The organism is Streptacidiphilus sp. MAP12-33 (genome assembly GCF_041261265.1).
Taxonomy (GTDB): Bacteria; Actinomycetota; Actinomycetes; order Streptomycetales; family Streptomycetaceae; genus Streptacidiphilus.
The window spans coordinates 513,674-531,240 of record NZ_JBGCCA010000001.1 but is presented as its reverse complement, the minus strand read 5'-3'; the positions used below and the strand labels follow the sequence as shown (position 1 = coordinate 531,240).

The window sequence follows — 17,567 nt, the reverse complement described above, 5'->3', positions numbered from 1 at the left end:
CGCATGGGAAAGACGTACGCACGCATCGACGGCCGGCTGCGGGAGTTCATCGAAGCGCAGCACATCTTCTTCACCGCCACGGCGCCGCTCTCCGGCGACGGCACGGTGAACCTGTCCCCCAAGGGCCTCACCGGCTCGTTCGCCGTCATCGACGAACACACCGTGGCCTACCTCGACTTCGCCGGGAGCAACGCGGAGACCATCGCCCACCTGCGGGAGAACGGGCGGATCACGCTGATGTGGTGCGCCTTCGACGGCCCGCCCACCATCGTGCGGGTGCACGGGCGCGGCGAGCCCGTCTTCCGCGACGACCCGCGCTGGACGGGGCTGCTGGCCCACTTCCCCGGGATCGACCCGGTGCCGCACGGACTGCGCGCGGTCATCGTGGTGACCGCCGACCTGGTCCGGGACACCTGTGGCTACGCCGTCCCCTTCATGACCTACGACGAGGACCGCACGCTGCACGGCTCGCGCTTCGCACGCGAGACGGACGAGAGCCTCGACGAGTACTTCAGGAAGAAGGACCACGTCGAGCGGAGTCTCGACGGCCTGCCGGGCCTTCCGCTCCCGCTGCCGCCGCTGCCCGCGTCACCCGCCTGAAGCAGTCGCGCCTTCCCTGACACTGGATGTCAGGGAAGATCCGTAGCGTCGTGGCATGAGAACCGAACGGCTCCTCCTCGGCGCGGCCTTCGCGACGGCGCTCGGCAACAACGTCCAGCTCATCAGCGGAGCGCTGCTGATGATCCGCCAAGAGCACACGATGCTGGCGGTCGGCTGGCTGTTCATCGCCGTCGCGCTGCCGCAGGCCCTGCTCTCGCCGTTCTTCGGACGCGTCGCCGACCGGTTCGACCGGCGCCGACTGTGGGTCGCCTGCGACGCGTGCAGTGCCGCACTGGCCCTCGCGCTGCCGCTCTGGCTGTGGGCGGGCGGGTCCACCGCGCTCGGTGTCTACGCCGCCAACTTCGCACTCGCCCTGGTCAGCGCGCTGTTCCTGCCGGTCTCCTCCGCACTGGTGAAGGAGCGCGTGGAGGGCGCGCGGCTGCGCGGCTTCAACGGCGGGTTCGAGACCGCCACCCAGGCCGGGATGCTGCTCTCCGCCACCGTCGGCGGCCTTGCCGTGCAGCGCTTCGGCGCGCCGCCGCTGCTCGTCCTCAACGCCGCGACGTTCGCGGCCTCCGCGTTCTGCGCGGTGCTCGTGGGCGCACGGAGCCCGCTGCCCACCGCCACGGACGCGCCCGCTCCCGCTCCCGCCACGCCGCCGACCACGCTCCCGGCGTCGCTCTCACTCCGCCGCGTCATCGTCCTCTACGCCCAGGGCAGCGTCGTCGTCACCGTCTTCAACGCGCTTCTGCCGACCTTCGTCCTCGCCGAACTCCACCGGGGCGCGGGCACCTTCGGCGGGATCGACGCGCTCGGCAGCCTCGGGTTCCTGCTCGCCGCCGCCTGCTACCGCCGGGTGGCCCGGCGCCACCGCGACCTGCGGATCGCCCTCGCGGGGTTCCTGGCGTGCAACGTGCTGATGGTGATGCAGGGGCTCTTCGGCGTGCTGGGGCTGGTCCTGCTCGTCCCGTTCGGCGCGTTCGTCTTCGGCCAGGCCCGGATCGCCTCCCGCAACCTGCTGATGGCCGCCGCCGGTACCGACACCGTCGGCCGCGCCTTCGGCCTGGCCAACGCGGGCGGGCTGGCGGCCACGACCGTGGCGATGCTCGTCGTCGCCACCGTCACCGACCACTCCGACGCGCGCTACGGCTTCGCGACGACGGCACTGCTCGGGGCCCTCGCCACCCTCTCGGCGGCGCTCCTCCACCGCGGCGCGGGCCACGCGTCCGTCGCGACGGCCGGGACGGCGCGGACCGCCGCCGTCGCCTCCGCCCCGGCCTCCGGGCACTAATCCCTTTGCGCCCGGCCCCGCTCCTGCCGGAACCTCCTCGACGGCCCTTTCGTCGACGCAGAGGAGATCCTGCATGGGGATGTCGTTCCTTTACGAGGTACTCGAACCACTGCCGACCGCGGACGCGGCCCTGGCCCGCGCCCGCGCGCTGTGCTCGGAGTTCGGCGAATGGACGGGCGACCCCTTCGACCCACAACTCGGTCCGGTCGTGACGGCCGACCAGTTCCACTACGCCCGACAGCACTTCACCTACGGCGACTTCCGCCGCGCGGACGGGGCGCGCATCCCCGAGGACGGCCTGCACGAGTTCTGGACCACGATCTTCCGCGGCCGCGCCCTGCGCGGCGGGGACCCCTGGCGCGTGGAGGTCGAGCTCGTCCCCGAACTGGCCGAGATCTGGCCGCTGCTCGTGGAATGGGGCCTGACCCTGGAACTCCCCTACTACCGCAGCCCGCTCTACGCGACGGATGCCGACCAGTACTGCACCGAATCCGACCTCGACACCATGGTCCGTGCGGCCGGCCCGCTCGGCTTCGAGGTCGAGTGGGACGTCGCGCTGCGCGGACTGCCCTACACCAAGCTCTGCGGCGTCCAGCTCTGCCTGAACAGCGAGTGGACCTCCCAGTCCGCCGACCCGGCCCCCGGGCGGCACGCCGTCTACCTCTCCGTCGGCACGAAGAACCGCGACGTCCAGGACGCCTGGCTCGCCTCGACCGGCCTCACCCTCGGCCCCGCCCTGCTCGGCTGGTAAGCGGGCTCGGCTGGTAAGCGAGCCCGCCTGGTACGCGGGTGGCGCACGTCCACCACCCGCTACGCGAGCAGGCGCTCGACCAGGCTCCACGCCGGTCCTGGCGAGTGTCGTCGAGGGCCGGCCGCTACCGCTGTGACGACGCCTCAGCGCAGCACGACGGTCACCGTCTCCCCGGCGGCCGCACCCGCCTGGGCGACCGTCTCGCCTCCCGGAGCCCAGACGCCGGAGCCGCCGGAGGTCTCGGGGTAGGTTCCGCTGGCGCCCGCCGAGGTCGCCAGGACGACCCAGGTGTCATGGGCGGCGGCACGCTCGCGCATATGGGTGTCGCGCCGCACGAGCGAGTCGGCCGCGGCGCCGTAGAGCGTGCCGGCCACGTAGGCGTCGATGCCGAGCGCCGCGGTGTCGGCGGCATGCCGGGGCTCGGCTGCGTCGGCGCAGATGGCCAGCCCGAGCCTCCACCCGTCGACCGTGAGCACCTCCGGCTTCCCGCCGGGCGTGAACCGGTCGAACTCAGCACCGTGCAGGCACATCTTCCGGTAGGCCACCGCCACGCCCTCGCCGGTCACCGCCAGCATGGCGATGTACTCACGGCTCTCCGCGTCCTCGTTCTCATCGGCGTCCACCTCGCGCACGGGCGCGCCGACCAGGGCCACGGAACCGGTCGCCCGGCAGGCATCCCGGATCGGCCCGAGACGCGGGTCGTCCACCGGCAGCGACGGCGCGTCCAGGTCGTAGCCGGTCAGGGAGAGCTCGGGAAAGACCACGAGCCGCGCCCCGGCCCGGACGACGGCCACTGCGTGCTCCTCCGCGTTGGCCAGGACGTCCGCCCCCGCCCACACCGGCTGCACCACGGCCACAGTCAACGGCTCTCGCATACCTTGGTTCCCCCACCCCGTCGGCCCCGATCCGCCTCACCCCGGCCGCGAGGGCCGGCGTACCGCCCTGACACGGGTTCAGTGCTGTGTGACGGCTGTTACGGAGTTGAGAACGGCGACCGCCACCATGGTTCCAGAGCGCAGGTCGTGCGCGGTAGTGGCAGGCCGGAGGGCGTGCCGTGGATTCGGGAGACCAGCATGAACCGCAAGAGCGTCATTCCGGCCGTCGTGCTCGCCGCCGTGGTGGGCGGACTGGCGACGGCCTGCACGTCCGCCACGACGCCCGCTGCCGCGCCGAGCCCCGGCGCCGTCTCGGCGACGAGCACCCCCACGAACGCCACCCCGCCCGCCCAGTCCACCCCGTCCTCCGCCGCCAACCCCACAACCCCGGCCGCCACCCCGACCCAGGCGGCACCGACCGCACCGGCCGCCGGCGGCACGACGCCCGTGCTCGGGACGGTGTGGGCGTCCGGCGTCCAGGGCTACGGCGAGGCCCGCCCCTCGGGCCTGGACAACCACGGCGACCCCACCGGCATCGTCACCGGCCTCCACTGGTCCTCCTGGGGCGGCGCCACGGCCCGCGGCACCGGCACCGCCGAGTACGTCGCCCCGGACCAGTCCGTCGCCCAGGGCAGCTCGGCCCAGGCCACGGTCGTCGCCTTCGACCTCGGCACCTGCAACGGCAAGCCCGCCTACCGCGCGGTCGAGTGGTACTTCCCCAGCCACGGCCAGCACTTCGACGCCACCCGCTACTTCGACCCCTGCACCGGCCAGGACCACGGCATGTGAGACCCCCGGACCGTCGCATGACACCCTGTGGGTCCGGTCCGCCGACGGCGGACCCACGCGGACGGAGCGACTCGTCACTGAACTCGCCGGTCCTGTGGTTGCCACGCCGGGGAATCTGCAGATCGTCGACCGGGGCACCCTCTCACCGCACGAAAGGTTCGCTTGTCGAACGCCCGGAGCACGAGCCGCGGAAGGGGTGTCCCCCTTCGGGGGCAGCATCCCCCTTCCGCGCGATGAGCCTGCCCCAGAGTTAATAAGTTCAATTGGCTGGCGTTGTTATGTATCAACTGTGCGAAGAGGCCCCATGGCGGGCAGAGGTAGGCCGAGTCGTACCACCGTGTACCAGCGCCTGGACAGGGCGTTGGCGGAGCTGAACCAACGATTTCGGCGGTTTTCCCAGCCCCCGGGAAGCACAGGAGATCTGGGACGACATCTGGCATCAGGAGGCCCACCACTGGACCGCTCTCGAAGGCAACACCCTTGTCCTGCGCGAAGTCGAGGCGTTGCTGAACCAGGGGCGGGCAGTCGGAGCCAAGCCGCTGAGGGAGTACAGCGAGGTCCAGGGCTACGCTGAACGCCGCCAGGTGGGTCTACGGACGGCACACGGCCAGGCGGAAGGAGCCGCAGGCCGTGAAGGGCGGCGAGGGGGCCGTCAGGCGAAGGACGGCACAGGGTTGCTGCGGTCAGCCAGCCAGGGACGCAGCTCGCCCTCGGAAGAGACCGAGAGCCCGAAGCAGTCAAGCTGTGGACGCTGCTGGTCAAACCACCAGCCGAGCGCACGTTCCACCTCCTCCCACAGCCGTCTCGGACCGTCCTGGTAGACGACCGGTTCTCCATCGTCAGGGAACTCGGCGCGGGCCCAGGCGCGTTCGGTCGTGCTGAACAGCCACACCGAGGAGCCGTCGCCGGTCGGGGCGCGGTTGACCACGTGCGCGACGTTGGGCACGGCCAGGCTCACGGCGAAGCGCTGCGCCGACCACCGGTCACCGAGATCGGCCAGCCGCAGGTGCGTCGAAGATCTTGCCGCATTGCCGGGGTAGGGCAGGGTGACGTGATCCTTGAAGCCGCCCCAGTCGAGCCGTTGGGCCCGCAGCTTCATGAACTCCACCGGTCGCAGGAACGGGCCGGACGCGGAGCCGTCGTGTCCCATCGTGAGACAGACGAGCGCGTCCTCGTTGCTGTAGTTCGTGCCGAACGGGGCGAGGATGAGCCCTCCGGTGTCGGATTGCTCCAGCCACGTGCGAGGAATCGTGCGGACTCCGGCCGTGGCGATCACCCGGTTGTAGGGCGCCGCGTCCGGGTAGCCGAGCGCCCCGTCCGTACACACGACGGTCGGGTGCAGGCCCGCGCGGGTCAGCGCGGTGCGGGCCCTCACGGTGACGGTCGCGTCGATCTCCAGGGTGACGACGTTCTCGCCGCCGAGGCGGTGGGTCAGCAGGCCCGCGTTCCATCCCGTGCCGGTGCCGATCTCCAGTACCCGCACGCCGGGATGCACGCCCAGGTCCCGGAGCATGGACGCGACCACTGACGGCATGGACGCGGAACTCGTCGGCACGGTGCCCGCCTCAGGACCGGAGTGCCGGCCGTCGTCCCACTGGGTCACGATGGGCACGTCGGCGAACGCCTGGCGGGCCCACTCCTCCGAGTCGTCCTCCCGGCTCACCGCCACGTTGCGGCCGGTCGTCATGTCGTGGCTCCAGTACCGGTCGGGCAGGAACCACGAGCGAGGCACCGCATGGAAGCTCTCGGCCCAGTCGGGCGTCATGGACCCAGCGTTGAGAAGGGACCGCACCAGCTCGTCACTGGCGCGGCCCTCCTGCTCAGGTACGGTGCTCATCCCTTGCGGTGGTCCCCGTCTCCGGGAGGCGGGCCGCCGTCAGGGGACGGCGGGTCCGGCGGAGGTGTCCACGGGGTTCCGGGAACGCTGTCGCCGCCGTCGCCCCCGTTCTGCAAGATCGGGCCAACACGCATGCTGGCACCTCCTGTTCAGTCGCCTTACACGATGCCACCGGCTTCCCCGGTGGTTCTTGCGGCCCGCTCCGGTCCACGGTGGGGGAACACGTGGCCGGAGCGGGTGTCATTGGGTCGGCCGCCCCACAGTGGTGAAGCGGGCGTCAGGCGCACGCGGGACACGCACTGGCAGCGCCGGCACGTCGGGCCGCTCACAGATCAGGTAGTCGCCGGGGTCGAACCACTCCAGGGCCTCCGCGGGCAGCCGCCGAGCCGCCTCTACCCGGATCAGATGCAGAGCTTCCCGACTCTGCCGCACCGTCATGAGCCCGATCCGCATGCGCTCCGCACGCTCCCAGAGGTATTGCCGCCGCTGCTGCGTCGTGGCGATCACAGCCACACCCCCGCCTCAGCACGAACGGTGGCGCGCTCCTGGCGCTCGAACAGCTCATGCTGGGTCTGCGCGCAGTGCTCAGCGATCCAGCGCACCAGCTCCTCAGCGCTGTGCACCTCACCGGAGGAGGCACCGCAGTCAGCCTCTTCCCCGGTCACGCACACGGCGCTCAGCGCCGGCAGGCTGCACGGGTCGGCCACAGTACGCACGCTGTACTCCCGGAATCGGTAGCGGGTCGTCGTCCCCATCACCAACCCCGCCGACTGCGGCGGTTGGCCGCCTCGACCTTCGCCCGCAACTCCTCTTCCCGGTCAGCCGGATATAGGTTCGACAGTCGCGCGTCCCACTCGACCCCGCCCCCGACCGGCCGCAGCCAGTACCGGCCGTCGTGCGCCGTCTTGGCCTGGAAGACGCCCACCCGGCCAACCTCGCAGTCATACAGGTGCACCCCCGGCACCGGAGGCACCGACCACGGATGCGGCTCGATACGTGCGGTCTTAACTGCCATGCCCTCACCACCAATTCTGATCCGACAGCGGACGTTGGCCTTGGTGCCTGCCGGAGCCTGAGGCTTCCGGAGAGGCGCAGCGCCGCAGGTCGGAGCCGCTGATATTCAGTGAACCCAGCCGAAGCCACGGCGGGTACAGTTCCGGCCACGTACAGTGGTTTACGCGGTTTACAGCTCCAGCTCAGGGGATTGATCGTGGCCACACGCAAGGAGCCCAATCACCGTTTCAAGCAAGCGATTTCGGATGGTGGATGGACCTATGAGGCGTTAGCCAGGGCCGTCCAACGCATCGCGGCCGAGAACGGCGAGAGCCTGCTGACGAACAAGTCGGCAGTCGCCCACTGGGTCAAAGGAGCGGAGCCCACCGGTCAGACCGGTCAGTACATCACTGAGGCGATGTCGAGGCGGGCCCGTCGCCCGATCACTCTGGCCGAGCTGGGCTTTGCCACCCCGGAAGTGTCGCTTGCTGCGAGTGCTGACCCAATCGAGGCCGCCACGAACCTCGGCCGTGCTGACGTGGAACGCCGCACCTTCCTGGCTGTGGCTGCCTTCACCGCCGCTGGCGTAGCAATGCCGCTGCTCTACGACCCCGAGCCAGTCTCCCGCCTCATGCGGGCCCGCACCGGGACCGCCATGGTCGGGCGCGCGGAGGTCGAGGTCATCCGCCAGATCACCGCTGTGTTCAGCGCGGCGGACGAACGACTCGGCGGAGGACACGGCCTGACCACGGTCACCGCTCACCTGGCCGACACCGCCGCACCGATGCTCACCGGCCGCTTCTGCGACGAGGCCACACGACGCGAGGCGTTCGGAACCGTGGCCGAACTCGCCTACCTCGCCGGTTGGAAGCACCACGACCTCGGGCAAGAGGGTGCTGCGCAGCACTACTACCAGGTCGGGTATCAGCTGGCCGTCGAGGCGGACCCCATGGGTCATGCCGGGTGGATGATGCGGGCACTGGCCCACCAAGCGCTGAGCCTCAAGCAGCCGCGCCACTGCGTGGACCTCATCGAGAACGCACTCAGCCGCAGCCTCGGCCACGTGGACGGCCAGACCGAGGCCCTACTCCACATCACCCACGCACGCGCATTCGCGGCCACCTCCGACAAGCCCGCCGCAGCCCGCGCCCTACTGGCCGCCGAGAATGCCCTCACTCGCACCACGGATGAGCAGCCCACTTTCTCACTCGTGAGCGGACCGGCGGCCGGCACCGTTGCCAGCCACACCGCCAGGACGCTGACGGACCTCGGTGACCACCGAGGCACCGAGCAGCAGCACCGGGCTGCACTGATCCGCTGGGACGCCGAGAAATACAAGCGCGTCCACGCGCTGACCTACGCAGATCTCGGCGACAGCTTGGCCGCTCAGGCCCGAGCCGACGAAGCGATCGCGACTTGGGGTCGCGCGCTTGACCTCATGGACGGCATGACCTCCGATCGCACCAGAAAGGCGATCTCCTCGATCCGTCCTCACCTGGCCACCTACCGTAGACGCGGAGTCCCAGGAGCCACCGATCTGGAACGCCGCGCACGCGAGGCACTGATCTGACATACGCACCGAAGGAAGGACCCACCGACGTGGCCCAGCAGACCACCGACCAGCCCACCCAGCTCCCGCCCGCCACGGAGTCGATGACCCTGCTGGTCGCCGCCGTCATCGTCCACGACGTCAAAGCTCAGCGTGTGGCACTACTCCGCCGCGGCCCAAAGGCGAAGTTCGCGCAGGGCATGTGGGACCTCCCCGTCGGCAAGAGCGAGCCCGGAGAACCGATCACAGAGACCGCGGTCCGCGAACTCAAGGAAGAGACCAGTCTCGTCGTCTCCCCCGAGGATCTTCGACTCGTCCACGTGATCCATGGAGCCCGGGGCGTCGAAGCCCCCAACGGCTTTCTCACCGTCGTGTTCGCAGCACTCAGCTGGTCGGGCGACCTCACCAACGGAGAGCCGGACAAGCACTCCGAGGTCGCATGGGTGCCGACCGATGCCGTCCCCGAGCAATTCGTCTCCACTACCGGCGCGGCACTGCTCAGCTACCTGCACAACGGCCCCAGTGTCTCGCTCGACTCGTGGACCAGTTGAGCCCAACTACGAAATTGCACGGCCTGAGTCGGGCTGAACTGCGATGATGCCGCTCATGCAGGATGCCGATCTTCTTGCCGCGCTGATGGGATCGCTGGCCAAGGCGCCACGCGTCTACTCGCTCTGCCGCCGGGACCCTGAGGCAGACCTGGCCTCCCACGTCCTCGAAGTGGCCAAAGCCGCTGAGAAGCAGTGGGCCCACGATGCGGTGAAGGGGGCCGTGGGTCCGAGCTTCATCGATGACATCGCCACGGCGCTGAGTCCCGTCACTTCGGATACCGCGCTCGAACTGATGGTCAATCTGTCAGCGTCGGACTTGGTCTACCCCAACCACGACCACCGAGACCGTACTCATGCGGCACGAGCGGCCCAGCGAGTCGCCTCCTTGCTGGGACCGCGAGCCGAGTGGGTCTCCAATATCGAGGGCCCCTGGCTGAACGGCCGCGCCTGGGACCCAGTCACGATGTTCACCTTCGACGGCGTGATCGCCGGTCGAGGAGCAGGATTCGTGGTCGTGCTGCTGCAGGTCGGAGAAGACTGACGACCCAGGGTTCGCACCGTCGTTAGGAGTACCGAGTGGCATATGAGCTACAGGCCGTTATTGCGAGCAGCCAGCTGCTCCGTGCAGTATCCGAGGGCCTCACTCACGTTCGGCTCGCCCAACTGGGACACGGGGTGTCCCTGCTACCGATCACGGACGAGTTCTTCGACGAGGTCAGCGATGGCGGCGCATCGGGTGCCATGGGCTTCTGGCGGATGCCGGGTGGCTTCGACCAGGTGATTGCCCAGTGGTCCGTCTCGGGGGCTGTCGCGTACGTCGAGGCAGAGTACTTCGGTGGGATCGGTGAGCAGCGTGCAGCGGTGTGGACGGACAGCGCCGTTGTACTGGGTCCATTGCACGTTGCAGAGCAGCAGCCGTTCCCTGCCCAGGGCAGCCCGATCTCGCAGGCGCTACGCCGCATCGGGGTGACATCCGACGGGGCAGTGGACGAGTTCGCCGCCGTGGGCCTTGATCGACACCGCCACATGGACGACTGGCTGTCGGGCTGAGGGCAGGGACCCTACTCGGGCTGCGCCTCGTCCGCTCGATGGAATGCGCCCACAGCCCGATGCGGTTGGATGCAGGTATGGCATCACGTGCACGCGTACGCGCCCCCGAACTGGTCGGCAAGGGCGGATGGATCAACACCGGCGGCAAGGACCTCACCCTCGCGGATCTGCGAGGTAAGTGCGTCGTTGTAGACTTCTGGGTGTTCTGCCACTGAACTTGGCGAGATGGGTTGGCTCAGCGTGCGAGCCTTGGCGGCTCGGCGGCGCTCCTAATAGCCGGGCGCCGTGGGGCGAACCGCATCACCACTCAGTTGTGGCAGTGGGCCGGCGCCCCCGTAAGAGGTTCTGCGCTGACCCACTACTTCATCGGGTCCAGGTCATCCAGCGGTGATCCAGTACTGCGTGGAGGTGGCGGGCGCGCAGGTAAGACTGCCTGCGTAGGAGAAGCGCCACCAGCCGGAGGCGTGGTCGCGAGCGGAGACGGCCAGCGCGCCACTGGCGGTGGTCTTCGCCCATCCTTCGGTCACCCAAGTGTTGCTGCCAGCCTTGCGGTACTGCAGCTTGACCCACTGGCCACCATTCGCACGCCACTTGCGAAGATCCCAGTCGGCCCGGTTGAGCTGGCCCTTGACCGTCACCATGGCACTCTTGCGGACCTGCTTGGTGTTCGCCTTGGCTGAGAGCGCGTCGGCGAACCGGATGAAGTAGGTGGCCGCCTTAGGCACGTACGTGGTGGTGCCGTCGTTCGCGGTGACCAGAACCGCGATCCCGAATTCGCCCGCCTCGTAGTCCGCGTCGTAGCCCTTGGCAAAGTCGTCGCTGAAGTCGAAGCCGACTGTCTCAGACGTGGAGGTTCGTGACCTCGGCGTCACCAGGTTCGACTGGGCAACAAGGGCCGGTGTGGGTCGAACCCCGTTGGCAGCCAATGGCCAGATGAGCGCGTGGATGCTCTTGATGCCCTGGGCGTCGGAGGCGCTGATACGCAGTGCGAACTGCTGATGGCCGGTCAGAGCAACGGCCAAGTCATTGACCGAGACTCGGGTGATGACCGGACCCGGGGTTGCGGCCGCCGCAACGGTTGGGGCGACGGTGACGGCCGCCAGCGAGGCGGCGCCCGCGAGGGCGGCAGAGGCTATGCGGTTGCGCATGAGGCTCCAAAGACCAAGATCCGTCTCAATGACGGAAACGTGATGCACTTTATAGAGCATCCGAACGGTACCGGGGGTCGCGGCAGTGGTACGTCCGGAATGCACCCACAGTCCGATGCGGTTGGATGCAGGTATGGCATCACGTGCACGCGTTCGCGCCCCCGAGCTGGTCGGCAAGGGCGGATGGATCAACACCGGCGGCAAGGACCTCACCCTCGCAGACTTGCGAGGTAAGTGCGTCGTCGTAGACTTCTGGACCTTCTGCTGTATCAACTGCCTCCATGTCCTCGACGAGCTCCGGGAGCTCGAGGAGGCGCACCGGGACACGTTGGTGATCATCGGGGTGCACTCGCCGAAGTTCGTGCACGAGGCCGAGCACCAGGCCGTGGTGGACGCGGTGGCGCGGTACGAGGTGGAGCACCCCGTGCTGGACGATCCCGAGCTCGCCACGTGGAAGCAGTACGCCGTGCGGGCCTGGCCGACGCTCGTGGTGATCGATCCCGAGGGGTACGTCGTCGCGCAGCACGCCGGGGAGGGGCACGCGCACGCGATCGCCGCGCTGGTGGCGGAGCTGGAGGCGGAGCACGGGGCGAAGGGGACGCTGCGGCGCGGGGACGGGCCGTACGTCGCGCCGGAGGTGGTGCCCGGGGCGCTGAAGTTCCCCGGGAAGGCCGTGCGGCTGCCCGACGGGGGGTTCCTGGTCGCGGACTCCGGTCATCACAGCCTGGTGGAACTCGCCGCGGACGGGGAGACCGTCGTGCGGCGGATCGGCAGTGGTGAGCGCGGGTTCGTGGACGGCAAGGCCGAGGCAGCCCGCTTCAGCGAGCCGCAGGGCCTGGCGCTGGTGGAGGGCCGGGCGTACGACGTGGTCGTGGCCGACACGGTCAACCACGCGCTGCGCGGGGTGACCCTGGCGACGGGCGAGGTCACCACGCTGGCCGGGACCGGCCGCCAGTGGTGGCAGAACTCCGCGACGAGCGGACCGGCGCGCGAGGTGGATCTGTCGTCGCCGTGGGACGTGGCGTGGTTCGACGGGCGGGTGTGGATCGCGATGGCGGGCACCCACCAGCTGTGGAGCTACGACCCCGACGCCGGTACGGCGCAGGTCGAGGCCGGGACGACCAACGAGGGGCTGGTCGACGGGCCCGCCGCCGAGGCGTGGTTCGCGCAGCCGTCCGGGCTGGCGGTGGCCGCGGACGGGAGCCGGCTGTGGGTCGCGGACTCCGAGACGTCCGCGGTCCGGTACGTCGAGGCCGGGACACACGAGGTGCGGACCGCCGTCGGGACGGGGCTGTTCGACTTCGGGCACCGGGACGGTGCCGCCGCGCAGGCGCTGCTGCAGCACCCGCTCGGGGTGACGGTGCTGCCCGACGGGTCGGTGGCGATCGCCGACACCTACAACCACGCGCTGCGCCGGTTCGACCCGGAGACGGGTGAGGTCAGCACGCTGGCCACGGATCTGCGGGAGCCGTCCGGCGCTGTCGTCGACGGGGACGAGATCGTGGTCGTGGAGTCGGCGCGGCACCGGCTGACGCGCCTGCGGCTGCCGGAGGAGGCCGTCCAGGTGGAGGCCGCGGCGCACCGGACGCAGCGGCCGGCGACCGAGGTCGCGGGCGGAACGCTCGCGCTGGACGTGGTCTTCACGCCGCCGGCCGGGCAGAAGCTGGACGAGAGCTACGGCCCCGCCACCCGGCTGCTGGTCAGCTCCACCCCGCCGGAGCTGCTGCTGGACGGCTCGGGCGCGGACACCGGGCTCCGGCGCGAGCTGCGCCTGAACCCGGCCGTCACGGAGGGCGTGCTGCACGTCTCGGCGATGGCGGCGTCCTGCGACGCGGACCCGGCGATCGAGTTCCCGACCTGCCATGTGCACCAGCAGGACTGGGGCGTGCCGGTCCGGGTCACCGCGGAGGGGACAAGCCGGCTGGCGCTGGTGCTGGCCGGGATGGACGAGTAGGAGCGGCAGCCCGGCGGCGGCGCCGGAACCCGGCACCGCCGCCGCGCACCGCCGCCGCGCGCCGACGGCGCGCGGCGGCGCTCAGCTCTCCAGGAACGCCTTGAGGGCGCCCGCCAGCAGGAACGGGTCGTCCGCCCCGCACAGCTCGCGGGCGGAATGCATGGACAGGGCGGCGACGCCGCAGTCCACCGTCGCGATGCCGAGGCGGGCGGCCGTGATCGGGCCGATGGTCGTGCCGCAGGGGACCGAGTTGTTGGAGACGAAGGTCTGCCACGGCACGCCCGCCCGCTCGCACGCGGCGGCGAAGACCGCGCGGCCGGTCGCGTTGGTGGCGTAGCGGTTGTTGACGTTGACCTTGAGGATCGGGCCGCCGTTCGGCATCGGGTGGTGGCCCGGCTCGTGGCGCTCGCTGTAGTTGGGGTGGACGGCGTGGCCCATGTCCGAGGAGAGGCAGACCGTGGCGGCCAGCGCTCGGGCGCGGTCCTCCAGGGTGCCGCCGCGGGCGAAGACGGAGCGGTCCATGACGGTGCCGAGCAGCGGGCCCTGGGCGCCGGTGTCGGACTCGCTGCCGTTCTCCTCGTGGTCGAAGGCGGCCAGGACGGCGATGTGCTCCAGCTCGCCGGAGGCGGCCGCGACCAGCGCGGCGGTGCCGGCGTGGACGGAGAGCAGGTTGTCCAGACGGGGCGCGGCCAGCAGCTCGCGGTCGCGGCCGAGGTAGGAGGGCGGCTGGACGTCGTGGACCATCAGGTCCCAGCCGACGACGTCGGCGGCGTCGACGCCGGCCGCGTCGGCGACGTAGCGGATGAGCGAGCCCTCGTCGACCTCGCCGAGGCCCCAGATCGGGGTGAGGTGGCGCTGCCGGTCCAGCGTCAGGGCGTCGTTGACGCTGCGGTCGAGGTGGATGGCGAGCTGCGGGACGCGCAGCAGCGGCTCGTCGAGCTGGACCAGGACGACGCTGCCGTCGCGCAGCGCGAGGCGGCCGGAGAGGCCGAGGTCGCGGTCGAGCCAGGTGTTGAGCGGGACACCGCCGTAGATCTCGACGGCGACCTGGCGCCAGCCGTCCGCGCCGGTGTCCGGGATCGGCTTGACGCGGAGGTTGGGCGAGTCGGTGTGGGCGCCGACGATGCGGAAGCCGGTGGCGGGGGTGGCGCTCTCGGGGACGTACCAGGCGATGAGCGCGCCGCCGCGGATCAGGTAGCGGCCGCCGGGGGCGGCGTCCCAGGCCGCCGTCTCCTCGACCTGCCGGAAACCGGCCTTCTCCAGGCGCTCTGCCGCGCTGGCCACCGCGTGGAACGGCGACGGGCTCGACTGCAGGTAGGCGATGAGGTCATCGGTGTGGCTGCGGTCGAAAGCGGGCGCCGCGGTGGGGGTCGCGGTGGGGGTCGCGCCGGGCTGAGAGGCTGCAGCGGGGGTCAAGGCTGGCTCCAGTCGTGCTGAGAATGTGCTGGGGTCGAGCGATCTCTGCGGTCGAGCATAGGCCCGACACGGGCCGGGGGCCGGTCCGCCGGATCGTTCGCCGGACCGGCCCGGGGACAGGCAGCACCCTCGCGAAGGGTGGCGGGTGACGGGCAAGGGCCCGGACCCCCATGGGGGTCCGGGCCCTCGACGCTCACAGAGACGCGAGCCGATGCACGGGCTGACGCACGAGCCGAGGCGCGACCGCAGGCGCGGGTGGCGCGCCGGTCAGAACGCCTCCTCCGCCAGGTCCATGATCGCGTTGTCGATGCCCTCGGCGATCAGGCGCTGCGTGTGCACGGTCGGCAGCACGTTGCGGGCGAAGAAGCGGGCGGCCGCGATCTTGCCCTGGTAGAACGGCACGTCCTTCTCGGAGGCGCCCTCCGCCAGCTTGGCCTGCGCGACGGCGGCGGCGCGCAGCAGCAGCCAGCCGATGACCACGTCGCCGGAGGCGAGCAGCAGGCGGGTGGTGTTCTGGCCGACCTTGTACATGTTGCGCAGGTCCTGCTCGACCGTGCCGAGCTGGGCCAGCATGGTGCCGACCAGGGCCTCCAGGTCGCCCGCGGCGGCGGCCAGCGCGTCGCGCTCGGCGGCCAGCTCGTCGCCGCCGATGCCCGCGGCGATGGACTTGACGATCTGCTCCGAAAGGGCGGTCAGCGCCTGGCCCTGGTCCTTGACGATCTTCCGGAAGAAGAAGTCCTGGCCCTGGATGGCGGTGGTGCCCTCGTAGAGGGTGTCGATCTTGGAGTCCCGGATGTACTGCTCGATCGGGTACTCCTGCAGGAAGCCGGAGCCGCCGAAGGTCTGCAGCGACTGGGCCAGCTGCTCGTAGGACTTCTCCGAGCCGTAGCCCTTGACGATCGGCAGCAGCAGGTCGTTCAGGCGCTCGGCGGCGGAGGCGTCCTCGCCGCGGGCCTTGAGCTGCTGGATCTCGTCCTGCACCGACGCGGTGTAGAGGACCAGGGTGCGCATGCCCTCGGCGTAGGCCTTCTGGGTCAGCAGCGAGCGGCGCACGTCCGGGTGGTGCGTGATGGTGACGCGCGGCGCGGACTTGTCCAGGAACTGGGCCAGGTCCGGACCCTGCACGCGCTCCTTGGCGTACTCCAGGGCGTTGAGGTAGCCGGTGGAGAGGGTGGCGATGGCCTTGGTGCCGACCATCATGCGGGCGTTCTCGATGACGCGGAACATCTGGCGGATGCCGTCGTGCTTCTCGCCGACCAGCCAACCCTTGGCGGGGTGCTTGGCGCCGAAGGTCATCTCGCAGGTGTTGGAGGCCTTGAGGCCCATCTTGTGCTCGACGTTGGTGGCGTAGACGCCGTTGCGCTCGCCCAGCTCGCCGGTCTCCCAGTCGAAGTCGTACTTCGGCACGATGAAGAGGGAGAGGCCCTTGGTGCCGGGGCCGTGGCCCTCGGGGCGGGCCAGCACCAGGTGGATGATGTTCTCGGACATGTCGTGCTCGCCCGAGGTGATGAAGCGCTTGACGCCCTCGATGTGCCAGGTGCCGTCGGGCTGCTGGACGGCCTTGGTGCGACCGGCGCCGACGTCGGAGCCGGCGTCCGGCTCGGTGAGCACCATGGTGGAGCCCCAGCGCTTCTCCGCCATCAGGCGGGCGATCTTGGCCTGCTCCTCGGTGCCCTCCTCGAAGACCACGGTGCCCATGGCCGGACCGGAGGCGTACATCCAGATGGCCGGGTTCGCGCCCAGCACCATCTCGGCGTAGGCCCAGATCAGCGAGGCCGGGGCGAGGGTGCCGCCGATCTCCTCCGGGATGCCGAGGCGCCAGTACTCGGCGTCCATGAACGCCTGGTAGCTCTTCTTGAAGGTGTCCGGTATCGGCGCGGTGCTGGTCTCCGGGTCGAAGACCGGCGGGGTGCGGTCGGTGTCGGCGAAGGAGGCGGCCAGCTCGCTCTCGGCGAGACGCGCGACCTCGGCGAGGATGGCCTGCGCCGTCTCGACGTCCATCTCCGCGAACGGACCGGTGCCGTAGACCTCGTCGCGACCGAGCACCTCGAAGAGGTTGAACTCCAGGTCGCGGAGGTTGGACTTGTAGTGACCCATAGTCGTGAACCCTCAACTCGATCGACGAGATCTACAGCGTCAGCAGCGATCTACCGGCCGGTGTCTACCAGCAAGTAGCCACCATGATGCTACCCAAGGGTAACTTAGATCAACCCCCTTGAGGCAGGACTGGGCCTGGCGTACGTCACATCCCTCGCTAGCCTTGACCTGTGTACGGCTACGAGCAGCCCCCGCAGGGGCAGAACCCCGGCTATCAGCAGCCCTACCCGGAGCCCACTCCGCCTTCGCTGGCGGAGGCGATCCGGGCCTTCACCTCGGGTGCGATGACGGTCGAGGACTTCCAGTCGATCTTCATCACCTCGAAGATCTACTGCCCGCGCGGCGACCGCCCGGGCTTCCTCGCCCTGCACAACACCCCGCAGCCGGTGATCCCGATGTTCAGCTCGCTCAAGGAGCTGCGCCGCTACGCGGGCAAGGACTCCAAGTTCTTCACCGTGACCGGCGCGGAGGTCCTGGACCTGCTGCCCACCGGCTACGGCTTCGCGATGGACATGGAGGGCGAGCACCGGATGGTCTTCGACGCCAAGGCCGTCGAACAGATGGTCGATTTCACGATGCGGAGGATGTACGGATAGGGGTCGCCGCAAGGGGGTGGGAATTAGTTGACGCTTCAACTTGCTTAGAGATTCAACGTTCAACTACCTT

The 17,567-nt window shown here is 70.1% G+C and carries 19 protein-coding genes; 11 read left to right on the top strand and 8 right to left on the bottom strand.

The window, feature by feature from the left end:
* The first annotated feature begins 3 nt into the window (after window positions 1-3).
* The 3 genes from ABH931_RS02490 to ABH931_RS02480 all read left to right on the top strand — a co-directional run bounded on the left by ABH931_RS02490 (window position 4) and on the right by ABH931_RS02480 (window position 2,642).
* Entirely contained in the window at window positions 4-600 is a 597-nt protein-coding gene (locus ABH931_RS02490; protein ID WP_370109356.1) for a pyridoxamine 5'-phosphate oxidase family protein, read from the top strand.
* 55 nt (window positions 601-655) lie between these two features.
* The gene (locus ABH931_RS02485) at window positions 656-1,891 is read left to right on the top strand and encodes an MFS transporter (RefSeq protein WP_370109354.1); all 1,236 of its coding nucleotides are present in this window, start codon (window positions 656-658) and stop codon (window positions 1,889-1,891) included.
* A gap of 79 nt (window positions 1,892-1,970) precedes the next feature.
* Window positions 1,971-2,642, top strand: a complete 672-nt coding sequence (locus ABH931_RS02480; RefSeq protein ID WP_370109353.1) for a hypothetical protein — start codon at window positions 1,971-1,973, stop codon at window positions 2,640-2,642.
* Between the two features lie 143 nt (window positions 2,643-2,785).
* Here ABH931_RS02480 and ABH931_RS02475 read toward each other — a convergent pair whose 3' ends face one another.
* Window positions 2,786-3,517 carry a carbon-nitrogen hydrolase family protein gene (locus ABH931_RS02475; protein ID WP_370109352.1) on the bottom strand — a complete coding sequence of 244 codons (732 nt, stop codon included), beginning with the start codon at window positions 3,515-3,517 and terminating at the stop codon, window positions 2,786-2,788.
* 198 nt (window positions 3,518-3,715) lie between these two features.
* On the opposite strand from ABH931_RS02475, the gene ABH931_RS02470 reads away from it, so the two are divergent.
* Entirely contained in the window at window positions 3,716-4,306 is a 591-nt protein-coding gene (locus ABH931_RS02470; protein ID WP_370109350.1) for a hypothetical protein, read from the top strand.
* 652 nt (window positions 4,307-4,958) lie between these two features.
* Here ABH931_RS02470 and ABH931_RS02465 read toward each other — a convergent pair.
* From ABH931_RS02465 to ABH931_RS02450, 4 genes are all read right to left on the bottom strand, one after another.
* Window positions 4,959-6,071 carry a protein-L-isoaspartate(D-aspartate) O-methyltransferase gene (locus ABH931_RS02465; RefSeq protein ID WP_370109349.1) on the bottom strand — a complete coding sequence of 371 codons (1,113 nt, stop codon included), beginning with the start codon at window positions 6,069-6,071 and terminating at the stop codon, window positions 4,959-4,961.
* 312 nt (window positions 6,072-6,383) lie between these two features.
* The gene (locus tag ABH931_RS02460) at window positions 6,384-6,650 is read right to left on the bottom strand and encodes a hypothetical protein (RefSeq protein ID WP_370109347.1); all 267 of its coding nucleotides are present in this window, start codon (window positions 6,648-6,650) and stop codon (window positions 6,384-6,386) included.
* Window positions 6,647-6,859 (bottom strand): hypothetical protein, encoded by a 213-nt coding sequence (locus ABH931_RS02455; protein ID WP_370109345.1) that lies wholly within the window; start codon window positions 6,857-6,859, stop codon window positions 6,647-6,649. Before ABH931_RS02455 ends, ABH931_RS02460 begins: the two co-directional genes overlap by 4 nt.
* 38 nt (window positions 6,860-6,897) lie before the next feature.
* On the bottom strand, window positions 6,898-7,158 hold the full coding sequence (locus ABH931_RS02450; RefSeq protein ID WP_370109344.1) for a hypothetical protein: 261 nt from the start codon (window positions 7,156-7,158) through the stop codon (window positions 6,898-6,900).
* Window positions 7,159-7,353: 195 nt separating this feature from the next.
* On the opposite strand from ABH931_RS02450, the gene ABH931_RS02445 reads away from it, so the two are divergent.
* The 5 genes from ABH931_RS02445 (at window position 7,354) to ABH931_RS02425 (ending at window position 10,501) form a co-directional block, all read left to right on the top strand.
* Entirely contained in the window at window positions 7,354-8,706 is a 1,353-nt protein-coding gene (locus tag ABH931_RS02445; RefSeq protein ID WP_370109343.1) for a tetratricopeptide repeat protein, read from the top strand.
* A 29-nt stretch (window positions 8,707-8,735) separates the two neighbouring features.
* Window positions 8,736-9,236, top strand: coding sequence for an NUDIX domain-containing protein (locus ABH931_RS02440; RefSeq protein ID WP_370109341.1), 501 nt, complete (start codon window positions 8,736-8,738; stop codon window positions 9,234-9,236).
* Window positions 9,237-9,291: 55 nt separating this feature from the next.
* Entirely contained in the window at window positions 9,292-9,777 is a 486-nt protein-coding gene (locus tag ABH931_RS02435; RefSeq protein ID WP_370109340.1) for a hypothetical protein, read from the top strand.
* 134 nt (window positions 9,778-9,911) lie between these two features.
* Entirely contained in the window at window positions 9,912-10,286 is a 375-nt protein-coding gene (locus ABH931_RS02430) for a hypothetical protein (RefSeq protein ID WP_370109338.1), read from the top strand.
* A gap of 77 nt (window positions 10,287-10,363) precedes the next feature.
* Window positions 10,364-10,501, top strand: coding sequence for a hypothetical protein (locus tag ABH931_RS02425; protein WP_370109474.1), 138 nt, complete (start codon window positions 10,364-10,366; stop codon window positions 10,499-10,501).
* Window positions 10,502-10,663: 162 nt separating this feature from the next.
* Here ABH931_RS02425 and ABH931_RS02420 read toward each other — a convergent pair whose 3' ends face one another.
* A complete protein-coding gene (locus tag ABH931_RS02420; RefSeq protein WP_370109336.1) occupies window positions 10,664-11,494 on the bottom strand; it encodes a hypothetical protein in 831 nt (276 codons plus the stop codon).
* A 73-nt stretch (window positions 11,495-11,567) separates the two neighbouring features.
* On the opposite strand from ABH931_RS02420, the gene ABH931_RS02415 reads away from it, so the two are divergent.
* A complete protein-coding gene (locus ABH931_RS02415) occupies window positions 11,568-13,388 on the top strand; it encodes an NHL domain-containing thioredoxin family protein (RefSeq protein WP_370109334.1) in 1,821 nt (606 codons plus the stop codon).
* Between the two features lie 81 nt (window positions 13,389-13,469).
* Here ABH931_RS02415 and ABH931_RS02410 read toward each other — a convergent pair whose 3' ends face one another.
* Complete coding sequence (locus ABH931_RS02410) at window positions 13,470-14,804, bottom strand: M18 family aminopeptidase (RefSeq protein ID WP_370109332.1); 1,335 nt, start codon at window positions 14,802-14,804, stop codon at window positions 13,470-13,472.
* A gap of 267 nt (window positions 14,805-15,071) precedes the next feature.
* Window positions 15,072-16,901, bottom strand: a complete 1,830-nt coding sequence (locus ABH931_RS02405; protein WP_370109330.1) for an acyl-CoA dehydrogenase — start codon at window positions 16,899-16,901, stop codon at window positions 15,072-15,074.
* A 170-nt stretch (window positions 16,902-17,071) separates the two neighbouring features.
* Here ABH931_RS02405 and ABH931_RS02400 point away from each other — a divergent pair, with 170 nt between their 5' ends.
* A complete protein-coding gene (locus ABH931_RS02400) occupies window positions 17,072-17,497 on the top strand; it encodes an SseB family protein (RefSeq protein ID WP_370109328.1) in 426 nt (141 codons plus the stop codon).
* Window positions 17,498-17,567: the final 70 nt, after the last annotated feature.

Excerpts from the sequence above, each read along its gene's own strand:
- ABH931_RS02490 (WP_370109356.1), top strand. The coding sequence starts at position 4 with ATGGGAAAGACGTACGCACGCATCGACGGCCGGCTGCGGGAGTTCATC.
- ABH931_RS02485 (WP_370109354.1), top strand. The coding sequence starts at position 656 with ATGAGAACCGAACGGCTCCTCCTCGGCGCGGCCTTCGCGACGGCGCTC.
- ABH931_RS02480 (WP_370109353.1), top strand. The coding sequence starts at position 1,971 with ATGTCGTTCCTTTACGAGGTACTCGAACCACTGCCGACCGCGGACGCG.
- ABH931_RS02475 (WP_370109352.1), bottom strand. The coding sequence starts at position 3,517 with ATGCGAGAGCCGTTGACTGTGGCCGTGGTGCAGCCGGTGTGGGCGGGG.
- ABH931_RS02470 (WP_370109350.1), top strand. The coding sequence starts at position 3,716 with ATGAACCGCAAGAGCGTCATTCCGGCCGTCGTGCTCGCCGCCGTGGTG.
- ABH931_RS02465 (WP_370109349.1), bottom strand. The coding sequence starts at position 6,071 with ATGACGCCCGACTGGGCCGAGAGCTTCCATGCGGTGCCTCGCTCGTGG.
- ABH931_RS02450 (WP_370109344.1), bottom strand. The coding sequence starts at position 7,158 with ATGGCAGTTAAGACCGCACGTATCGAGCCGCATCCGTGGTCGGTGCCT.
- ABH931_RS02435 (WP_370109340.1), top strand. The coding sequence starts at position 9,292 with ATGCAGGATGCCGATCTTCTTGCCGCGCTGATGGGATCGCTGGCCAAG.
- ABH931_RS02425 (WP_370109474.1), top strand. The coding sequence starts at position 10,364 with ATGGCATCACGTGCACGCGTACGCGCCCCCGAACTGGTCGGCAAGGGC.
- ABH931_RS02420 (WP_370109336.1), bottom strand. The coding sequence starts at position 11,494 with ATGCTCTATAAAGTGCATCACGTTTCCGTCATTGAGACGGATCTTGGT.
- ABH931_RS02415 (WP_370109334.1), top strand. The coding sequence starts at position 11,568 with ATGGCATCACGTGCACGCGTTCGCGCCCCCGAGCTGGTCGGCAAGGGC.
- ABH931_RS02405 (WP_370109330.1), bottom strand. The coding sequence starts at position 16,901 with ATGGGTCACTACAAGTCCAACCTCCGCGACCTGGAGTTCAACCTCTTC.